This window comes from Flavobacterium sp. AC105, assembly GCF_979258495.1.
The window spans coordinates 1,230,383-1,251,241 of sequence record NZ_OZ409860.1; the positions used below are offsets into that span (position 1 = coordinate 1,230,383).

At 33.5% G+C, this 20,859-nt stretch carries 21 protein-coding genes; 13 read left to right on the forward strand and 8 right to left on the reverse strand.

Annotated elements, in window-relative coordinates; genetic code table 11:
• Positions 1-46 precede the first annotated feature (46 nt).
• The 9 genes from dnaJ (at position 47) to ACZ0AH_RS05600 (ending at position 8,275) form a co-directional block, all read left to right on the forward strand.
• Entirely contained in the window at positions 47-1,156 is a 1,110-nt protein-coding gene (dnaJ, locus tag ACZ0AH_RS05560) for a molecular chaperone DnaJ (protein ID WP_463474832.1), read from the forward strand.
• A 163-nt stretch (positions 1,157-1,319) separates the two neighbouring features.
• Entirely contained in the window at positions 1,320-2,240 is a 921-nt protein-coding gene (locus ACZ0AH_RS05565; RefSeq protein ID WP_463474833.1) for an ABC transporter ATP-binding protein, read from the forward strand.
• A gap of 98 nt (positions 2,241-2,338) precedes the next feature.
• On the forward strand, positions 2,339-3,655 hold the full coding sequence (locus ACZ0AH_RS05570; protein ID WP_463474834.1) for an ABC transporter permease: 1,317 nt from the start codon (positions 2,339-2,341) through the stop codon (positions 3,653-3,655).
• A 112-nt stretch (positions 3,656-3,767) separates the two neighbouring features.
• Complete coding sequence (locus tag ACZ0AH_RS05575; RefSeq protein ID WP_463474835.1) at positions 3,768-4,931, forward strand: sigma-54-dependent transcriptional regulator; 1,164 nt, start codon at positions 3,768-3,770, stop codon at positions 4,929-4,931.
• Positions 4,932-5,079: 148 nt separating this feature from the next.
• Positions 5,080-5,742: a DEAD/DEAH box helicase gene (locus ACZ0AH_RS05580; protein ID WP_463474836.1), complete on the forward strand. Its 663-nt coding sequence runs from the start codon at positions 5,080-5,082 to the stop codon at positions 5,740-5,742.
• Positions 5,743-5,803: 61 nt separating this feature from the next.
• Positions 5,804-6,619 carry an alpha/beta hydrolase gene (locus tag ACZ0AH_RS05585; RefSeq protein ID WP_463474837.1) on the forward strand — a complete coding sequence of 272 codons (816 nt, stop codon included), beginning with the start codon at positions 5,804-5,806 and terminating at the stop codon, positions 6,617-6,619.
• 19 nt (positions 6,620-6,638) lie between these two features.
• Positions 6,639-6,857: a putative signal transducing protein gene (locus ACZ0AH_RS05590; RefSeq protein WP_072961853.1), complete on the forward strand. Its 219-nt coding sequence runs from the start codon at positions 6,639-6,641 to the stop codon at positions 6,855-6,857.
• An 81-nt stretch (positions 6,858-6,938) separates the two neighbouring features.
• Positions 6,939-7,742 (forward strand): Cof-type HAD-IIB family hydrolase, encoded by an 804-nt coding sequence (locus ACZ0AH_RS05595; protein ID WP_463474838.1) that lies wholly within the window; start codon positions 6,939-6,941, stop codon positions 7,740-7,742.
• A gap of 5 nt (positions 7,743-7,747) precedes the next feature.
• The gene (locus ACZ0AH_RS05600) at positions 7,748-8,275 is read left to right on the forward strand and encodes a GNAT family N-acetyltransferase (RefSeq protein WP_463474839.1); all 528 of its coding nucleotides are present in this window, start codon (positions 7,748-7,750) and stop codon (positions 8,273-8,275) included.
• 102 nt (positions 8,276-8,377) lie between these two features.
• Here ACZ0AH_RS05600 and ACZ0AH_RS05605 read toward each other — a convergent pair whose 3' ends face one another.
• Positions 8,378-8,896: a hypothetical protein gene (locus ACZ0AH_RS05605; RefSeq protein WP_463474840.1), complete on the reverse strand. Its 519-nt coding sequence runs from the start codon at positions 8,894-8,896 to the stop codon at positions 8,378-8,380.
• A 504-nt stretch (positions 8,897-9,400) separates the two neighbouring features.
• Here ACZ0AH_RS05605 and mtaB point away from each other — a divergent pair.
• Entirely contained in the window at positions 9,401-10,735 is a 1,335-nt protein-coding gene (gene mtaB / locus ACZ0AH_RS05610; protein ID WP_463474841.1) for a tRNA (N(6)-L-threonylcarbamoyladenosine(37)-C(2))-methylthiotransferase MtaB, read from the forward strand.
• A gap of 114 nt (positions 10,736-10,849) precedes the next feature.
• Here mtaB and ACZ0AH_RS05615 read toward each other — a convergent pair whose 3' ends face one another.
• From ACZ0AH_RS05615 to ACZ0AH_RS05645, 7 genes are all read right to left on the reverse strand, one after another.
• A complete protein-coding gene (locus tag ACZ0AH_RS05615) occupies positions 10,850-11,359 on the reverse strand; it encodes a hypothetical protein (protein WP_463474842.1) in 510 nt (169 codons plus the stop codon).
• 139 nt (positions 11,360-11,498) lie between these two features.
• Positions 11,499-12,215, reverse strand: a complete 717-nt coding sequence (locus ACZ0AH_RS05620) for a 3-ketoacyl-ACP reductase (RefSeq protein ID WP_463474843.1) — start codon at positions 12,213-12,215, stop codon at positions 11,499-11,501.
• A 265-nt stretch (positions 12,216-12,480) separates the two neighbouring features.
• Entirely contained in the window at positions 12,481-12,834 is a 354-nt protein-coding gene (locus tag ACZ0AH_RS05625; RefSeq protein WP_463474844.1) for a TonB-dependent receptor plug domain-containing protein, read from the reverse strand.
• Between the two features lie 81 nt (positions 12,835-12,915).
• Positions 12,916-13,878 carry a hypothetical protein gene (locus tag ACZ0AH_RS05630; RefSeq protein WP_463474845.1) on the reverse strand — a complete coding sequence of 321 codons (963 nt, stop codon included), beginning with the start codon at positions 13,876-13,878 and terminating at the stop codon, positions 12,916-12,918.
• A gap of 2 nt (positions 13,879-13,880) precedes the next feature.
• Entirely contained in the window at positions 13,881-14,381 is a 501-nt protein-coding gene (locus tag ACZ0AH_RS05635) for an RNA polymerase sigma factor (RefSeq protein ID WP_463474846.1), read from the reverse strand.
• 286 nt (positions 14,382-14,667) lie between these two features.
• Positions 14,668-14,946 (reverse strand): hypothetical protein, encoded by a 279-nt coding sequence (locus tag ACZ0AH_RS05640; RefSeq protein ID WP_463474847.1) that lies wholly within the window; start codon positions 14,944-14,946, stop codon positions 14,668-14,670.
• 205 nt (positions 14,947-15,151) lie between these two features.
• Positions 15,152-15,988: a DUF6929 family protein gene (locus ACZ0AH_RS05645; protein ID WP_463474848.1), complete on the reverse strand. Its 837-nt coding sequence runs from the start codon at positions 15,986-15,988 to the stop codon at positions 15,152-15,154.
• A gap of 226 nt (positions 15,989-16,214) precedes the next feature.
• Between ACZ0AH_RS05645 and ACZ0AH_RS05650 the strand changes: the two genes are divergently transcribed.
• From ACZ0AH_RS05650 to ACZ0AH_RS05660, 3 genes are all read left to right on the forward strand, one after another.
• Complete coding sequence (locus tag ACZ0AH_RS05650) at positions 16,215-17,096, forward strand: PPK2 family polyphosphate kinase (RefSeq protein WP_463474849.1); 882 nt, start codon at positions 16,215-16,217, stop codon at positions 17,094-17,096.
• Between the two features lie 193 nt (positions 17,097-17,289).
• A complete protein-coding gene (locus tag ACZ0AH_RS05655; protein ID WP_463474850.1) occupies positions 17,290-18,741 on the forward strand; it encodes a PhoX family protein in 1,452 nt (483 codons plus the stop codon).
• A gap of 95 nt (positions 18,742-18,836) precedes the next feature.
• Positions 18,837-20,618 (forward strand): cytochrome-c peroxidase, encoded by a 1,782-nt coding sequence (locus ACZ0AH_RS05660; RefSeq protein WP_463474851.1) that lies wholly within the window; start codon positions 18,837-18,839, stop codon positions 20,616-20,618.
• Positions 20,619-20,859: the final 241 nt, after the last annotated feature.

The following is a 20,859-nucleotide window of genomic DNA, read 5'->3' on the forward strand; positions in this document are numbered from 1 at the left end:
TATGAATTGGAATTTAGAATTTTAGATTTGGAATTTACGCTAAATTATGAAAAAAGATTTTTACGAAATACTAGGCATTTCAAAAAATGCTGACGCTGCCGAAATAAAAAAAGCTTACCGAAAAAGTGCTTTGAAATACCACCCGGATAAAAATCCAGGCGACAAAGAGGCAGAAGAAAATTTTAAATTAGCCGCAGAAGCTTATGAAGTTTTAAGCGATCCTAACAAAAAAGCGAAATACGACCAATACGGACATCAGGCATTTGATGGTTCAGGAGGATTTGGCGGTGGCCATGGCGGTATGAATATGGATGACATTTTCAGCCAGTTTGGTGATATTTTTGGTGGAGGATTTGGCGGTTTCGGCGGAGGCGGAGGCGGTCCTCGTCGCGCTAAAGGAAGCAATCTTCGAATTAAAGTAAAATTGACTTTAGAAGAAATTGCAAATGGTGTTGAGAAAAAAGTAAAAGTAAAACGTAAAGTTCAGGCTAAAGGAGTTACCTACAAAACATGTTCGACTTGTAACGGTCAAGGACAGGTAATGCGTGTAACAAACACTATTTTAGGCAGAATGCAATCTGCATCAACTTGCCCAACTTGTGGTGGTTCTGGACAAATTTTAGATAAAAAACCATCTGAAGCAGATGCTCAGGGAATGGTTCAGGAAGATGAAACCGTTTCAATCAAAATTCCTGCAGGAGTTGTTGATGGTATGCAGCTTAAAGTTTCTAACAAAGGAAATGATGCTCCGGGAAATAGTGTTCCTGGTGATTTAATTGTTGCCATCGAAGAATTAGAGCACGAATTTTTAAAACGTGAAGGCGAAAATATTCATTTCGATTTATATATCAGTTTCCCGGAAGCCGTTTTAGGAGTTTCTAAAGATATTGAAGCAATCAACGGAAAAGTTCGTATTAAGTTAGAAGAAGGAATTCAATCCGGAAAAATCTTAAGATTAAAAGGAAAAGGAATTCCAAGTATCAACGGTTACGGAAGCGGGGATTTATTAGTTCACGTAAATGTATGGACACCTAAAACGTTGAATAAAGAGCAAAAACAATTTTTTGAAAATGCTTTAAACGACGAACATTTTGTTCCGAGTCCAGAAAAATCAGAAAAATCATTTTTTGAGAAAGTAAAAGATATGTTTTCATAAGCTAAACTTTTTCGAAAAAGGTATAAATAAATTTAAAACCCATTCTAATGCAAATTTAGAATGGGTTTTTTGCGTATTATTATACAATTTAGCTACTAATTATTTACTTTTACAGGCCGTTAAACCACAATGGTCAAACTGACACAGAAATTCTAAAAACAGCATGAGCAATTTACTCGAAGTACATAAAGTCGTAAAACAATACGGTGATTATGTAGCGCTTAACGAAGTTTCATTAAATGTACCAAAAGGTAGTATTTACGGATTATTAGGTCCGAATGGAGCTGGAAAAACTTCCCTAATCCGAATCATCAATCAAATTACATTGCCGGATAGCGGTGAAGTTATTCTTGATGGAGAAAAATTGCAGCCAAAACATGTACAGACTATTGGTTATCTTCCTGAAGAAAGAGGTTTGTACAGCACAATGAAAGTAGGAGAACAATGTTTGTATCTGGCACAAATGAAAGGACTTTCTAAAGCCGAAGCAAAATTACAACTGGAATATTGGTTTGACCGTTTAGGAATTCAGGGTTGGTGGAACAAGAAAATCCAGGAACTTTCGAAAGGAATGGCACAAAAAATTCAGTTTGTGGTTTGTGTATTGCATAAGCCTAAATTGCTAATATTTGACGAACCTTTCTCTGGTTTTGATCCTGTAAATGCAAATGTGATTAAAGATGAAATTTTGGCATTAAAGGAACAAGGCGCAACAATAATTTTTTCGACACACAGAATGGAAAGTGTTGAAGAGCTTTGCGATCATATTGCTTTAATTCATAAATCGAATAAATTAATTGAAGGAAAGCTGAGCGATGTAAAACGTCAATTTAAAACCAATAGTTTTGAAGTTGGAATTCTGACTGATAATGTGGAAGGTTTGATGTATGATATAACACAGAAATTTACCGTTTCGCCGGCTAATTTTAAATCTTTAAACGATGATTTGAAATTAGAAATTCAGATAGGAAATTCAGCTCCAAATGAATTATTGAACCTTTTAACACAAAGAGGACAAGTCACGCACTTTGTAGAAAAAATCCCGAGTGTAAACGATATTTTTATTCAAACAGTAACAAAATAGATCTTTAGATCGTTAGACTTCTTAGATTTTAGACTAATTCTGAGAATCAAAAAAATCTAACAATCTAAGAAGTCTAACAATCTAACTAATCTAAATAAATGAGCATAATTTCATTAATTATAAAAAGAGAATTTATTGCAAAAGTCCGCAATAAATCTTTTGTTGTCATGACTTTCTTGAGTCCGTTGCTGTTTGTCGCAATTGCCGGATTTATTGGTTATTTGAGTTCAATGAAAGCAGAAACCAAACGAATTGCTATTCATGACGAAACAGGTTTGTTTGCCGATGATTTTGTAAAACAGAACAAAAAAGAGAGCGAATATCGATATTTGAATCTTTCTGAAATTGATGTAAAAGCTTTAAAAGACAGTATTACAAAAGAAAATTTCAGCGGACTGATTGTTATTCCAAAAACGGAAAACCATAAGGATTTAGAAAGCAAAATTGAATTTATTTCGAATAATAGTCCAAGTATTTCCTTTATAGAAAATACGCAGGATATTATTGCAGAGAAAATTACAAAAATAAATCTCGAAGCAGCAAAACTGGATACTTTGGCAATTCAAAAAGCACAAGCAGCAGTTAATATTCATTTGGTTAAAGCTTCGGGAGAAGAAAGCTTAAAAGGATTAAATGAAATCAAAATTGGTATTGGCGGCGCTTTTGGTTATTTGATTATGATGTTCATTATCATTTACGGAAACATGGTAATGCGAAGCGTAATCGAAGAAAAAACAAACCGAATTATCGAAATCATTATTTCATCGGTAAAACCATTTCAGTTAATGATTGGTAAAATTGTAGGTACTTCACTTGCGGGATTATTGCAATTTATAATCTGGGCTATAATTGGTTTAGGATTAATGTTTGCAGCTTCGGCATTTTTTGGAGTTAATGTTGGTCCAACGGCTAAAATTCCGCCAGAATTAATGCAGTCAGCACAACATGAAATGTCAGGAACGGCACAAATGTATATTAGCGAATTATGGAATTTGCCAATCGCAAGTATCTTAATTGGTTTTGTGGTTTATTTCATCGGGGGATATTTTTTGTACAGTTCTTTTTATGCCGCAATTGGAGCCGCGGTTGATAATCAAACTGATTCTCAACAGTTTCTTTTACCGATAATTATGCCGCTTATTTTAAGTGTTTATATAGGATTTTTTACAGTTGTAAATGATCCGCACGGAACTATTGCCGTGGTATTTTCGATGATTCCGTTAACCTCGCCAATTGTTATGTTAATGCGGCTTCCGTTTGGAGTGCCGTGGTGGCAAGTGGCAATTTCGGTATCATTATTGTTTGCTACCTTTTTCCTTGTTGTCTGGTTCGCCGCAAAAATTTACCGTATTGGTATTTTAATGTATGGCAAAAAACCAACCTGGAAAGAATTGTATAGATGGCTTAAATATTAATTTTAAAAAGTTGCTAAGAAGCTAAGGTTCTGAGATGCTAAGATTTTTTATATTAGTTTGTCAGAAAAACTTAGAACCTTAGCAACTCAGAACCTTAGCACCTTTAAAAAGAATGAGTAAAATATTAATTATAGAAGACGAAGCATCGATCAGAAGAGTTTTGGTAAAAATCTTATCAGAAGAAAATGATTCCTATCAGGTTGATGAAGCAGAAGATGGTGTTGCAGGTCTTGAAAAAATAAAAAACAACGATTACGATTTGGTTTTGTGTGATATCAAAATGCCAAAAATGGACGGTGTTGAGGTTTTAGAAGAAGCAAAAAAAATCAAACCCGAAATTCCGATGGTGATGATTTCCGGTCACGGCGATATGGAAACGGCGATTCACACGATGCGTTTGGGTGCTTTTGATTATATCTCAAAACCGCCGGATTTAAACCGTTTATTGAACACGGTTCGTAATGCTTTAGATAAAAAACAATTAGTAGTTGAGAATAAAATTCTAAAGAAAAAAGTTAGTAAAAACTACGAAATGGTTGGCGAAAGCGAAGCCATCAATCATATAAAAGTAATGATTGATAAAGTTGCCCAAACCGAAGCCAGAGTTCTAATTACAGGTCCAAACGGAACCGGAAAAGAATTAGTAGCACATCAATTACATGAAAAAAGCGAACGCGCTAATTTTCCAATGATTGAAGTAAACTGTGCTGCGATTCCGAGTGAGTTGATCGAAAGTGAATTGTTTGGCCACGTAAAAGGTGCTTTTACATCGGCAGTAAAAGATCGTGCAGGAAAGTTTGAAGCGGCAGATAAAGGAACTATTTTTCTGGATGAAATTGGAGATATGAGTCTTTCGGCGCAAGCCAAAGTATTACGCGCTTTGCAGGAAAGTATGATAACCAGAGTTGGTGCTGAAAAAGATATAAAAGTCGATGTGCGTGTTGTGGCTGCAACCAATAAAGACTTGAAAACTGAAATTGCCGAAGGTCGTTTCCGTGAAGATTTGTACCATCGTTTGGCCGTTATTTTGATTAAAGTCCCGCCATTAAACGAAAGACGTGATGATATTCCGGCTTTGATTAGACATTTTGCAGAGAAAATTGCTTCAGAACAAGGAAATGTGGTAAAAGTTTTTTCTCAGCCAGCCATCAAATTATTGCAGGAATATGATTGGACAGGAAATATCCGTGAACTTCGAAATGTAGTCGAAAGATTAATTATTTTGGGAGGAAACGAAATTTCTGAAACTGATGTAAAATTGTTTGCTAGCAAATAAATTTAGCTTTAAGCTTTAGGCAATATGCTTTAAGCAAATACGATGTAGAATTTTGCCTATAGCATATTGCCTAAAGCTTAAAGCATTAAAAAATATTACAAATAATTTTTGCTTATAGCGTATTGCCTAAAGCTTAAAGAATAAAAAAATGAAACTAAAAAAAATAAACGAAAAGTTACAAGATGCCTTAATTGAAAATGGTTTAACAGAAGCAAATGTATTGCAGATGGAAACTTTTTCAACCATAAAAAGTGGGGCTGATTGTATGATTGTCTCTCCAAAAGGAACCGGAAAATCGACAACAATTGTATTGAATGTGATTCAACAATTGGCCGGGCATACCGAAGAATCACCGCGCGCATTGATTATTGTGGAAGACAAGGAGAAAGTATTGGCGATGGAAGCTCTTTTTGAGAAATACGGAAAATATACCAATCTTGAAGTTTACGGTGTACACGACAAAGGCGATATGGATTATGATAAAAACTATATTTCGACAGGAATCGATGTTTTAATTGGTACGCCAAATAAACTAAGCGATATGTTTACCACTGCAGGTTACAATGTAAACCGCTTAAAAATGTTGATTTTAGATGATGCAGATCCTATTTTGAGATTGCGTAACGAAACTAAAATCATGCGTATTTCGAATAGTATTGCCAAAACACAGCGTATCATTTTTGCAGAAATACTGACAGAGCGCATCGAGATTCTGGCAGATAAATTCCTATTTGAGCCGTACTTTTTTGATATGGATGAAGAAGGAGAAGAAGAACTGGACGAAGAAGAAGGTTTTATCGAAGAAGAATAGAAGTCGCAGGTTTCAGTTACAGTGAATTGAAAACTGAAAATGGAAACTGAAAACTAAATTTATGGAAATACTCAAGACTTTTAAATTTTTAATAATTGTGCTATTGGCATTTTTTGTTATTATTTACGTTTTGATTGTTTCTTATGTATATTTTAATCAGGTTGGAATGGTTTTTCAAAGTGCCAGACTTTCAAAAGAGTATCAATTTGATTATCAGCATAAATTTGAAGAATTAAATATTAAATCGTTTGATGGAATTAATTTAAATGGTTTGTTATTTAAAGCGGAAAATTCTAAAGGACTTGTTTTTTATCTTCACGGAAATGCCGGAACATTAGAAACCTGGGGGAAAATTGCGAAAACATATACCAATCTGGGTTATGATATTTTCATTTTGGATTACAGAAGTTTTGGTAAAAGTGAAGGTGAAATTGAAAATGAAGAACAATTAGATAAAGATATTTCGATTGTCTATAAAACATTAACGAAACGATATCCTGAAAATAAAATTATTATTACAGGTTATTCGATTGGTTCAGGTCTTGCAACAATTTTGGCTTCGCAGAATAATGCAAAAGCTTTAATATTGCAATCGCCTTATTATAGTTTTACAGAATTATCGAGCAGCAGAGTGCCGTTTTTTCCTGATTTTCTAAAGAAGTTCAGTTTAGAAACTTACGAATATTTGCCAAAAATTAAAGTACCAGTTTATATTTTTCATGGAATGCAGGATCAACTAATTCCATACGAAAATTCAGTTCGATTAAGTAAACTTTTGAAGAACAATGGGCACTTTTATCCATTAAAAAATCAAGAACATATTGGGATGAATGAAAACAGTGATTTTCAGCATCAGCTAAAAATAATATTACAATAAAAATTTAAAAATAAATGTTATGGGATTAATGAAGGTATATTCAGGAAGTGAAGTTTTAGCACTTGCATTACAAGAAAGATTAGAAGAAGCCGGAGTAGAAACTACAAAAAAAGATAATATTCAATCAGCTCGTTTGGGAGGTTTTGGACAATCTGATTTAGCAGTTGAGGTATTTATTCAGGAAACTGATTTTGCAAAAGCAAACCCGGTTATTGAAGAATTCAGAATGAGTATCTAAAGGAAGTTTTCGGTTTTCAGTCTCAGTTTACAGTGATTACTGAGACTGAGACTAAAAACTGAGACTGAAAACTTAAAGAACATGCAATACAAAATGCTAGTGCTCGACATGGATGATACCTTGTTGACAGACGATCATAAAATTTCAGATTTAAATAAAAAAGTACTTCTCGAGGCTCAGGCAAAAGGTGTTTATGTGGTTTTGGCTTCCGGGCGGCCAACATCGGCGATGACCGCCTACGCTAAAGAACTGGAATTAGATTTAAATGATTCGTATATTATTTCGTTTAACGGAGCTGTAATTAGTACAGTAAAAGATGATCTAATTTTATTCGAACAATGTCTGACACCGGAACAAATTCATGATTTATACGATTACAGTGTAAAAATGAAAACGCATATTATTACTTATATTGATGGTGAAATTGTTAGTGAAACGGATTCTGAATATATCGAAATCGAGAAAGAAATCACGGGATTACCACACAATAAAGTGCCTGATTTTAAAGCAGCAGTAACTAAACCTGCAGTAAAATGCATTTTATTAGCAGAACCTTCTTATCTAAAAGAAGTCGAAAAAGATTTAAAACTAGCAATGCCACATTTAAGTGTTGCAATGTCTAAACCGTTTTTTCTGGAAGCTGCTCAAAACGGAATCGATAAAGCGCATAGTTTAAAACTTTTGGCTGCAAAACTCAATATTCATCAAAGCGAAATTATTGCGGTTGGAAATGCCGGAAATGATTTAACAATGATTGAATATGCCGGTTTAGGGGTTTGGGTTGATAATGTTACGCCAGAGTTAAGAGATAAAGCTAATGTAATTGTGGCTTCCAATAATGATGATGGAGTTGCTGAAGTAGTTCAGCGTTATATTTTAAATTAACTTTTATGAAAGATCCAATTGAAACAGAACGTTTGCTTTTAAGAGAATTACTTCTTTCAGATGTTGATGGAATGTTTGAATTGGATTCTAATCCTAATGTGCATCTTTTTCTGGGAAATAAACCCGTAAAACATATTGAGGAAAGTCTGGATTATATTCAAAACATTCAAAAACAATATAAAGATTTCGGAATTGGCCGTTGGGCAGTTATTCTTAAAGATACCAATGAATTTTTAGGCTGGTCCGGAATAAAATTCATTACCAATGAAATCAATAATCATAAAAACTTTTACGAAATTGGATACCGTTTTATTGAGAAACATTGGGGAAAAGGTTATGCTACAGAAGCAGGAAAAGCTTTTATAGACTATGCTTTTAATGTAATGAAAGTAGATGCGCTGTATGCTTATGCAGATGCAGGAAACGAAAATTCAAGAAGAATATTAGAAAAACTTGGTTTGCATTACGTTAATTCTTTTAAATATGAAGAAGAATTAGAAGTTTGGTACGAATTAAAAAATCCGAACTTGTAAATCCTAAGAAATGCGTCCCAAATCTTTATAAACTTATTATTTAAAGTTTACAAAGATTTGGAAAACAGCTCGTAGTTTGTAATTGTCTGAAAGTATTTTGTATTATTTTTTAGCTACAGAAACAAAATATTTATTTCCGTCACCCATTGTCAATTTTACACGCTCGTCGCAAAGATCGATAGCAAAATTAGCACTTTCGTAACAGCTGCAAGTTGTGTTTTTGTCTTTAGACATTTCAGTTTTACAATTGTTGTTTTTAAAAGTCGCCAATTGCGGTGTGTATAAACTTACCAGGTCAGTAGACGCAGTTACTAACGAAATAATACTTGCCGAATTGTTGTTTGTAATTCTATAAACAATTCTATCTGTATAATTTACTTCATTTACGGTTACTTTACGAATATAAGTATATGCTGTAGAACCTTCACCTGGCTCTTTTACTTCAAACTTAAACCCAACGGCACGAATGGCAATGTCAAATTGTGATTGAGAGTTTAAGCTCGCCCAATTTGTTAATGTGCTAATAGATGGAAATGGATTTGCAGCTGGAGCATTAGTCTGCGCTTGCGAACCGAAAATGGCTAAGAACATCAAGCAGATCGTGGGTAAAAATGCTTTCATAGTGGAGTTTAATTTATAATTGTTGCCTACTCTTTTTGGTTTTCGGCTTGCCCATTTTTTTATAACAGCAAAACAACAACATAACGATTAAAATTCAAAATTGTTATGATCAATTTGTCATTAAAATTACACAATTTTATTAAAAGTTTTTGGAGACGTGAAAGTACATCGAAAAACTATTTAAAACAAAGCTAAATGTAAGAAAATTTCAATTTAATGCTTAAAAAAACGTACTTAATCGATAATATTTGCATTTAATCGATGTTTTTGTCATTTTATTCTTATTGAAATGATTTATTCCTATTTCATAGACATAATTTATTTTTTACTTTGTTGTCTTTAAAACTTGTTTTTTAATTCAGGTGTAAAATATATGTTTATTGCAAAATGTTGATATATAGTATATTATTGATTTTATTTTAAAGAATATTGTACGTAAATTTGCAAACTCTTTAAAAGAGATGTAAATATAATATCTTACTACTTAAAATGTAGTTTATTCCTATGGAAAATAGAAAAAAAGTTGCCTTTTATACGCTTGGTTGCAAATTGAATTTCTCAGAGACTTCTACAATTGCCAGAAACTTCAATGATGAAGGTTTTGATCGCGTAGATTTTGAAGAAATAGCCGACATTTATGTCATCAATACCTGTTCGGTTACAGAGAATGCGGATAAGCAGTTTAAGCAGGTCGTAAAAAAAGCAATGAAACTCAATGATAAGGCATTTGTTGCCGCAGTTGGGTGTTATGCGCAATTAAAACCAGAAGAATTAGCAGCTGTCGATGGTGTTGATTTAGTTCTTGGTGCCACAGAAAAATTTAAAATTACCGACTATATTAATGACTTAAGCAAAAACGACATGGGCGAAGTTCATTCATGCGAAATTGCCGAGGCTGATTTTTATGTCGGAAGTTATTCAATTGGCGATCGTACCCGTGCTTTTTTGAAAGTTCAGGACGGCTGCGATTATAAATGTACTTATTGTACGATTCCGTTAGCAAGGGGAATTTCAAGAAGTGATGCTCTAGAAAATGTTTTGCAAAATGCCAAAGAAATCTCTTCTCAAAATATTAAAGAAATTGTTTTAACTGGAGTAAATATCGGTGATTACGGAAAAGGAGAATTCGGAAACAAAAAACACGAACATACTTTTCTTGATTTAGTTCAGGCTTTGGATAAAGTAGATGGAATCGAACGTTTGCGAATTTCATCTATCGAACCTAATTTATTGAAAAATGAAACGATAGAATTTGTTTCAAAAAGCCGAACTTTTGTACCGCATTTTCATATTCCGTTACAATCCGGAAGCAATGATATTTTAAAATTAATGAAACGCCGCTACTTACGTGAAGTTTATACAGAACGTGTAAACAAGATTCGCGAAGTTATGCCGCACGCTTGTATTGGTGTTGATGTTATTGTTGGTTTTCCGGGTGAAACCGATGAGCATTTTCTTGAAACATACCATTTCCTTAATGAAATGGATATTTCGTATTTGCACGTTTTTACCTATTCTGAAAGAGATAATACCGAAGCAGCAAATATGCCCGGAATTGTTCCTGCAAACGTAAGAGCAAAACGAAGCAAAATGTTACGCGGATTATCCGTTAAAAAACGTCGTGCTTTTTATGAAGGCCAATTGGGATCTAACAGAACAGTTTTATTCGAAAGTGAAAATAAAGAAGGATACATTCACGGTTTTACAGAAAATTACGTAAAAGTAAAAACGCCTTGGAATCCGGAATTAGTGAATACATTGCAAGAAATCAATTTGACAAAAATAGACGAAGACGGAAGTGTTCGTTTAGAGTTTATAAATAAATTATCAGAAGCTTAAACACACAGTTTGTCTTTGCGATTTTATCATATAATCAAATATTTTTTCAGGAGCTAACCCCGCTATCAAAAAACAGAAAAAGCCTTTACAAAAGGCTTTTTCTGTTTTTAATTATTATTTCTGATCTTCCGGAATCACCAATTTCAAAGAATTAATATAATCCGTATCAAATTCAATTACTCTGATTTTTTCAGGATTAAAACTTAATTCTCCGCCAAACTGACCTTTAATATCCAGGAAATCAATTGTCAGTTCTTCGTCGTTTAACTCAATCAGTTTTCCTAAATAAGCAGATTTGGCTGATTTTTTTGAAATCTGAAAAATACCGTATTTGTTATTTACATAATTCAGGATCGAACTCAAATCCCTAATCGGAATTATATCTTCGGCATTCGTTTTTAGGCCCTTTAAACGAATTACTTTTTCGGTAAAAGCAAGATCCTGATCTCTGTGAACGGCTTCGATATTTTTATTTTTAAGAATTACAAAACCATCCAATATAAAATCTTCAGGATTGTTTCGTAGTAAAATCCAATCGTCAGAATAATCAATAAGAAATCCGGTAAATAGTTCTTTTTTATCGGTGAATTCTATTGCAATTAATTGTCTTAAATATTGTTCCATTTGATGTTTGTTTAAGGCGTTTAAAATCTTTGTCAAAGGTTGAAACTTTCACAAAGGTTAGGAAGTAAATTATAAAAATTTCCAATTCAATCAACAAGTTGGAATTTGGGATTTTACAAATTGGAATTATTTTTATTTTTTAAGGATTCGTAGACCAAATACTGCTGTTTTTTATAAAAACGCGACGGCTTAATTTTAATTGTGCGATAATTAATTCGGCCACGTCTTCAGACTGCATTACTTTATCCGGATTTCCATCAGTTAACTTTAAATCTAATGCCAAATCAGTTGCAACTGTACTTGGCGTTAACGCCGTAACACGAATATTATGTTTACGAACTTCCTGCATTAAAGAATCTGTTAATCCCAAAACAGCAAATTTCGAAGCGCTGTAAGCACTTGTCAAAGCATTTCCGTTTAATCCTGCAGTCGACGAAATATTGATGATATCACCAGTTTGTCTTTCGATCATATTGGGCAAAACGGCACGTGTTGTATAATACGTTCCCATTAAATTTACCTGAATAATTTTTTCCCATTCGGCTGGTTCTAATGTCAGGAAATTTCCAAAAGCAGCAATACCGGCATTATTAATTAAAATATCGATCGTTTTAAATTCGGCGAAAGCCTTTTCTACCGCGTTATTAATAGAATTAATATCAGCAACATCAGCCGATAAAGCTAAAGATTTTACGCCTAGTTTAGAAGTTTCAATCGCCAATTGGTCAACATCTGCCTGAGTTCTTGAAATTAAAATTACGTTTACGCCTTCTTTTGCTAACGCAATCGCAATTGCTTTTCCAATTCCTTTTCCGGCACCTGTAATTAAGGCATTTTTATTTTTTAAGTCTGTCATGATCTTATTTTTGAAATGCAAAAAGCATCATTTATAGTTACACAAAAATAAAGCTTTTGTGAACTAAAATGATGCTTTCAATAATTTTCTTAATCTAAGTTTAACAACTTATTTATTCTTCCAAAATCGTATAGATAACGGCAGCCAGAATTAATTGTCTAATCGAACTATCTTGCGATACTGTTTCTTCAATTGCAAAATCAATTGCAAAAATAATTCTATTGATAAATCAATATTAAATTAGAATGAAGCCAATAATGAATCCTTAATCTTCTTCTTTTGATGTAATAATTATGACTCCATTTATAGCTTTATTTCCGTAAAGAGAAGTTGCTTCAATTCCCTTTAAAATTTTTATATTTTCGATGTCATTTGGATTAATCTTAGAAAATTCCTTCGCATTTAAAATTTTTCCATCCAAAATATATAAAGGTTCTTTTATGAGAGATTTATTCGATGGCGCACATATTATTATTTTATTTGCTAGGATAGCATCTATAGAATTTGATGAAATTTTTGAATTACGAATTGTGTCTTTAGAAATTATTTTTTCCTGAGCCACAGCTAAGAAACATGCGAACATAGAAATACCTAATGAAATAAGTTTTACGTTTTTCATGATAAGAATTTAAGTAATATTGTGGATTATCTTTGTCAAAGTTTTAAACTTTGACAAAGATTTTTGAGATTAGATTTTAACCTAGTTTTTTGGCGCTGGTTTCCCGGTTTTAGTCGTAATAATTACAACACCTTTTTTACCTTTATCGCCATATTTTGAGGTAGCTTCTAAGTCCTGAAGAACCGTAATCGTTTTAATTTCCTGTTTGTTCAAAGGTGCATAAGGACTTGTTGGGTTTGCACCGAATAAATCATTTTCCGAATAATAAATACCATCAATAATATACAAAGGCGCATCTAAAACAATAAGCGAATCTACATTTTCAGGCTGTAGATTAGGAAGTTCTTTCTGCATCATTTTATCTCTCTTTTCGTCATCATTATGAGATATTGCATTTCCGTTAAGAACAATTAACGGTGCACTTTTTTTAGCCATCGGAGCTTGTGTTTCTGCGTAAGCAACCTTTGCTGATTCTCTTTGTGTAGTTCTTAAATAACCAAAATCTGCTGCATCTTTATTTTTAGAAACCGTATTTTCTTCTTCTATTCTGGAATAGCCGGATTGCATTGATGTTGGCGCAGCAGCCTCATCAGTGGCTATTGCAGCAGGTGCTGACTGAACTGGAATAGGTTCACGGGTAATAGAACCTTGCACTTCGTTTATGGCTACATTTTGTTGCTGTTTAATTTGTTTGTCTAAAATTTTAACTGCTTCGGCTTTTGGGACAATTGGTGAATCTGAAGAAACTGCAGCATCATTTTTTTCCGGAATAAGTTCTTTGTTTTTTTCATTCGTTACAACTTTAGGAGTTTGAGTTGTATAAATTTTATCAGATTTTAAAAACTGAGATCCTATTGAAATTACTAATAAAAGAGAAGCTGCAACTGCAATTTTTTTCCATAACGAAATCGCTTTTTTATCTTCTTTTTTATTGAGTTTGTCTTCAACGCGCGCCCAGACTTTGTCCATTCCCGGAAACTCTTTTCGTTCCGAATTTTCTGCGGCTTCTTTAAATTTATCGAATATTTTATCTTGATTGTCCATGACTATTTTGCTTTTTGGTAATACAACTTATTGACTAATTCCTTTAGTTTGGTTTTCGCAGCATTCAATTGTGATTTTGATGTGCCTTCAGAAATGTTTAGCATTGCGGCTATTTCTTTATGTCCGAAACCTTCTATAACAAAAAGGTTAAAGACAGTTTTACAGCCGTCCGGAATATGGTTTAGTAAATTGAGTAAATCTTCTTCTTCTAACGTATTGATCTCATCTGTAAAAGGCTGCGAAAGCAATTTGACATCGTCAAGATACATATTGAAATTGGTGTTTTTCTTGATCGTTGCCAAACAATGGTTAACGGTTATTTTTCGCGCCCAGGCTTCAAAAGCCAGAACTTCCTTAAGTTGTTCCAGTTTTGTAAATATGGTGTAGAAAGCATCAGCCATAGCCTCTTCAATTTCTTCTTCCTTTTTTAGGTATCGTTTGCAAACGCGATACAATTTTGGAGCCATATGCTCATAAACCTGACGCTGTGCATCGCGGTTCATTTTTTTGCAGTTAGAAATTAGAGTTTCGTTTATCACAATTGTTGTCTTTATACTAAAGAGGGTTAAAAAGATAAAAAGGTTGGGATGGGGGTAAAAAAAAGTTTTTTTTTAAAGGTCAGAGATTCAAAGTTACAAAGATACACAGAGGTTTTTTGTAGAGGCGCACAGCAGTGCGTCTTCGTCCAGTATGTTTTTTATTGCGGATATTCGTTGCGGGAGACGCACTGCTGTGCGCCTCTACGGAATTTCGGTGTAAATATATGCTCAGCCTTGAGATAAAATATGTTTAATTTTTATTGGCCGTAGTTTGATACCACTTTTCTATTTTCCTGATAGATTCTTCATCTGTTTTAGGATTACAATTCAAACCCATGTTAATTTTGGTATTTGAGATATAAGAGTTTAGAAAAATTATGGCAAAACCTCCAACTTCAGCATCTTCACTTGAAATAAAAGAGGAAAATGTATTCATATATCCACAACATTTTTCTTTAGAATGCATAATCGACATTAAATATTGAATATCATTTGGTTTAACCCAATTATTAGGAAAATCTCCTGTCATTGATACAATGTTTAATGAGGATTTATTATATCTCTCTTTAAAAAGAGTGATAAATGATTTTGGATTTAAATCTTTTGGGTTTAAATTCTTATAATATTCCTTTTTTGGTTTGTTTATTTTAAAATCGTAAAATAGATAGCTACCAGTCAAAATAATGAAAACTATTAATAAGGTAAGAATTATTTTTTTCATAGAGATTAGCGAATTATTTAACCGGCAAACTCAATTTAAAAATCTTAGTTTCCAATAATTCCGTATCGTTATCCTCGCAAAGTAAAAACTCAATTTTATCATTTGATTTTTTATAGAAAGTCAAACCTTCAAATTTATTGGTTGAGGTAATTTTTTGAGTAAAATCGATTTTCATGGTTTTAAGATCGATTCGGCCAATGAAACTTCCCAGGATTTCTCCGTCGTCGTAAGTTGATTTGGTGTCTTCTGCGGTAGAAAGGAAATAGATTTTGTCTTCGACCAAAATAGCATCGGTAAAACTGGAACGAACGCCTTTTATTTTCGGAAGTTTATAATTGGTTGCCACCAATGCAAATTCTTCGCCAAGGTTTTTAGCGTGAATGGTAAAAATCGTGTTTTTGTTGGAAATTCCGTTTCCGCGATTGAATAAATACCAGTTTTCTCCATCGAAAATGGCACCTTCAAGATTAAAATCTTCTGGTTTTATAGCGCCGAAACTTTGCATTACGGCATATAAATCTATCAGATTGTTTTTTTGTAAAACGGTTTTGTTTTTAAGATCAAACTCAATCATTTTGTTTCGATTCTCGGTGGAACCGGAACCAAAAACATATAAAGTATCGTTGTGATGCGTGATCGATTCAAAATCGGGTTTTATGTTTTTCGGAATATTTTGCGATGGATTGTCAATTAAAGGATGTTGGTTTAATTGCTGATTCTGCATATTGTATTCGTATAAATAACCGCTGTTATCGCCAATGATATAAAGAGAATTGTTATTGAAAAATAATCCTGATGCCGAACCGATTCCGATGATTTGAAATAATATTTCTAATGTGAATTTTTCCATGAATTTTGTTTTGAATAATAGTGCATAGCCCTGATAGTCCCGAAACTTCGGAAGAAAATACTTTGAGTAGAAATTGTATATTTTCCTGACAGAACAAAGCGACCAACGGAAACTCTTGTTGTGGCTTAGAAAAAACAATTTATCGAAAAAGTATTGCAATGAGCAGTCCCGATAGCTATCGGGATTCGTAAAATTAGTATATTTATGAGATATAAAATTAAATAATATGAAATCAATAGATCCGAATGATTTTAAAGTTACAGATAAAATAAAATTATCCAAGATTCCGACTTTACTGCAGATAGATGCCAGTGAAGAGGAAAAGGAAGAAAAATTAGAAAAAGTAAAAGCAAAACTGAGCGATTTGCAGGATGTAATGTATTCGTATAATAAATACAGCGTTTTAATTTGCCTTCAGGGAATGGATACTTCGGGAAAAGACAGTTTGATCAGGGAAGTTTTTAAAGAATTTAATCCCCGTGGAGTGGTGGTTCATAGTTTTAAAACGCCAAATTCGACTGAATTGGAACACGATTATTTATGGAGACATTATATAGCCTTGCCGGAAAAAGGAAAATTTGCGATTTTTAATCGTACGCATTACGAGAATGTTTTGGTTACGCGTGTACATCCTGAATTTATTTTGGCTGAGAATTTACCGGGAATTAATTCGGTTGATGATATCACGCCAAAATTCTGGAAAAGAAGAATTGAGCAAATCAATAATTTTGAAAGTCATATTGCCGAAAACGGAACGATTGTCATGAAGTTTTTTCTTCATTTGAGTAAAGAGGAGCAAAGACAACGCTTATTACGCCGACTGGAAGAGGGAAAACACAACTGGAAATTTTCGCCGGGAGATTTAAAAGAACGTGAACATTGGGACGAATATCAGCAATATTATGAAGAGGCGATAAACAGAACTTCGACAGAACAAGCGCCTTGGTATATTATTCCTGCTGATGATAAGGAAATGGCACGCTATATTGTTGCTAAAATTATTTGGGAAGAAATGCAAAAACATACCGATATTAAAGAACCTGAACTGGATGAAAAGATAAAAGCTAATTTTGACGTTTATGAAAAGCAATTAAAAAAAGAGTCTTAAAATTAGGCTCTTTTTTTTGTTTGGATGTTACTGAAACTTTATGAGTATTTTATAGTACTAATTTAATGTTAATTTTTTCGAGTCAATTATCGTTTTGGAGTTAGAGTTTTATTTTTTTGATAATATCAAAGTCATTTTAAGTTAAAGAGTAGGGGTTTACTTTGTAAAAAAAATAAAATCAAACTTTAACTCCATGAAAAGAATTATTTTACCGCTAATTATTCTTGGTTCGTTGCTTACATCTTGTAATAACGATTCTAAAGATCAGGAAGAAACAACAAGTGTTGTATTGAAGGACCAATCTGTTACGCCAAGTTTACTGAAAGCGAAAACAGGTTTTGAAAATTTAAAAATCTATTCTCTTTTTAGTTCAGATGATGTTTTTGCTGACAGTCCAAAGTTTATTTTTGGAGGTTCTGCAGATGGTTCAGGTTTGTTAAAAAATACGGACGGGACTTTTACTTTTTTAGTAAACAACGAAGACAATTTTGCAGTATCAAGAATTACATTAGACAAAACATTTAAACCTACAAAAGGAGAATATTTATTAAACTCTAACGGAGGAACCTGGAGATTATGTGGCGCTACAATGGCTACACAAGCTGAAAATGGTTTTGGACCGGTTTATTTAACGTGTGGAGAATCTGGAGAAGAATCTCGTACGCATGCCTTAGATCCTTACGGAAGCGCAGGTTCTGCATCAGTATCTAAAGAATTGGCAGGTTTTGGACGTTTAAGTGCTGAGAATGCTTTGCCACTACGTTCTTCTGCTTACAAAGGCAAAACGGTTGTCGTAATTGGCGATGACGATTCCGGAACTTACGGAGGTCAGGTTTTTATGTATGTATCTAATACTGTGGGCGATTTAACTGGAGGTTCTTTGTACATGCTTAAAAGAAATGATGACAATCAAAGAGAGAAAGATATGGAAGTTAGTAAAACATATCCTGTTTCTTTTGTAAAAATTGACAATCATACAACACTTACAGGTGCTCAGATTAATGCGGCTGTAAATACATTGAAAGCAATTAAATTTGGCCGTGTTGAAGATTTAGATTACCGTAAAGGTGGCGCTAATGCAGATCGTGAATTGTATTTTAACGTAACCGGACAAGATATAACAGGAACTAACGCTGACGGTTCAAGAGCTAAATATGGTAGAGTTTACAGATTAAATCTTGATGCTGCTGACCCATTAAAAGGAACTCTTGAAGTAATTCTTGATGGTGATAACCGTTCTGGAATTGCTGGTAAATTCCAAAATCCGGATAACATTTGTGTAACTAAAAATTATGTATACGTTCAGGAAGATGCAAACGGATATGGAGACGAAACTCATGATGCTTACATTTATCAATACAATATTGCAACTAAAGATTTGAAAGTTGTGGTAGAATTAGATCACCATCGTACGGCAACAGATGCTGCAAAATACAACGTAGGCGGGACTTCTAAATTTGGTGCCTGGGAATACGGTGCTTTAATAGATGTGTCTGAACAAGTTGGTATTGCAGATACTTTTATGCTAAGCGTACAGCCACATACCTGGACTGGAGAAAAATACAGAGCCGCTGATGGAGGAACAAATCGCCCTAAAGAAGAACAAGCAAGTCAAATTGTAGTTATAAAAGGTTTGGCGAGATAAATTTTAAATCATTACAAAACAGATGTCCACTATTTCAATTTGAGGTAGTGGTTTCTGTTTTTCTGAATATTCCTCTTTTAATTTTTTATTAAATCATGAAAAAAATATATTGTTTGTTCTTCTTGCTAGCGTTTGTTGCCTGTCAGAAAAAAAACAAACATCAGGAAGTAAATGAAATTTTTAAATCTGATATTACTTTATTGGTCGAAAAAGTAGCCAAACTTAAGTATTCGGTTCAAACAGATTCTACAGAAGCGCAGATTCAGCGGCAATTTCTGGAAGCGCATCAAAGTTATAAAAAGGTTGAAATGATTAGTGAATATTATTCGCCCGCAGTTTCTAAATCGATAAACGGACCCGCGATTCCTGAGTTTGAAGAAAATGATAAAATAACGGTTTCGCCCGAAGGTTTTCAGGTTGTCGAAGAATTGGTTTTTCCGAAATACAACAAAGAAAATAAAAAAGAATTACTGCAGGAATTGGGCGTTTTATCGGCAAATTTAATTCGGTTAGAAAAAGTTTCAAATTCTAATGAATTAACTGATGCACATGTTTTTGATGCCATGAGATTAGAAGTTTATCGAATTATAACTTTGGGAATTACCGGTTTTGATTCGCCTGTTGTTTTGAATTCACTTCCGGAAGCATTCACATCTTTAGAAACTATCGAAAAATATTATCAGGTTTATCTTGAAGAAAAATCGGTTTCAAATTCTAAAGAAGTTATTCAGATTTTGGAAAAAGGCAAAAAATATTTAAAGGCAAATAAAAATTTTAATGCTTTTGATCGTGCGTATTTTATCAAAGAAATTTTAAATCCGTTAAGTAAAGGACTTTATAAAACGCAGGGCGAATTAGGAATTCCGTTCATGAAAGAACAAAAAGGATTAAAAGCAACAGCAGAAACTTTATTTGACAAAGATGCTTTTGATGCAGAAGCTTTTTCGGGTTTCCCCGATTATAAAACAACACCGAAAAAAATTGCTTTAGGCAAGAAGTTATTCAACGATCCTATCTTGTCCGGAAACAATACACGTTCCTGTGCTTCGTGCCATCATGCTGATAAGGCGTTTACAGATGGTTTGGAAAGAGCCGTTTCGCTTGACGGAAAATCAATGATTCAGCGCAATACGCCAACGCTAAATAATATTGCTTTTCAGCGTGTTTTTTTTGCAGATTCCCGAGTAAGTTATCTCGAAGATCAGGCGGTTGCGGTTATTAAAAATGAAAACGAAATGCATGGATCTTTAGAGAAATCGGCTGTTGAAATTCAAAAAAACGAAGATTACATAAAAGAGTTTAAGAAGGCATTTCCGAAAGGAGAAATAAATGAATTTGCGATCAAAAATGCTTTGGCATCTTATATTCGTTCATTAAGTCATTACGACTCAAAATTTGATGCTTATATGCAAAACAAAGCCCAGTTTACGGCAGATGAAAAAGCGGGTTTTAATTTATTTGCCGGAAAAGCCAAATGTGCAACCTGTCATTTTATTCCGCTTACAAACGGAACTGTTCCGCCAAACTTTGACAGATCCGAAAGTGAAATTTTAGGCACTCTAAACAAAAATAAAAAACTCGACGGAGATTTAGGCAAGTTTGTTATTACGCAAGCCGCAATTCATAAAAATTCCTTTAAAACCCCAACAATAAGAAACATAGAACTTACTGCGCCATATATGCACAACGGGGTTTATAAAACCTTAGAAGAAGTTATTGATTTTTATGATCAAGGTGGAGGATTAGGTTTAGGATTCGATGTCCCGAACCAAACTTTACCAGAAGATAAACTAAAATTATCTGATCAGGAAAAAAAGCAATTAATTGCTTTTATGAAAACGTTGACAGATAATAAGTATTTAGAAGAAAGAAAATAGAAGAAAGAAAATAGAAGAAAGAGAAGAGAGGAAAGAAGTTTGCCACGAATTCACGAATTTTAATCCGCTAAAATCTTCACGTAACGCTTTGTGAACTTTGCATTCTTTAGAAAATAAAAACTTTGCGAACTTTGCGATCTCGATAGCTATCGGGATTGCGAATCTTTGCGGTTAATTTCTTGCCACAGATTAAAAAAATTGTAAAACAGTATGATAACTAAACCTACAAGGTTTCGAAAAC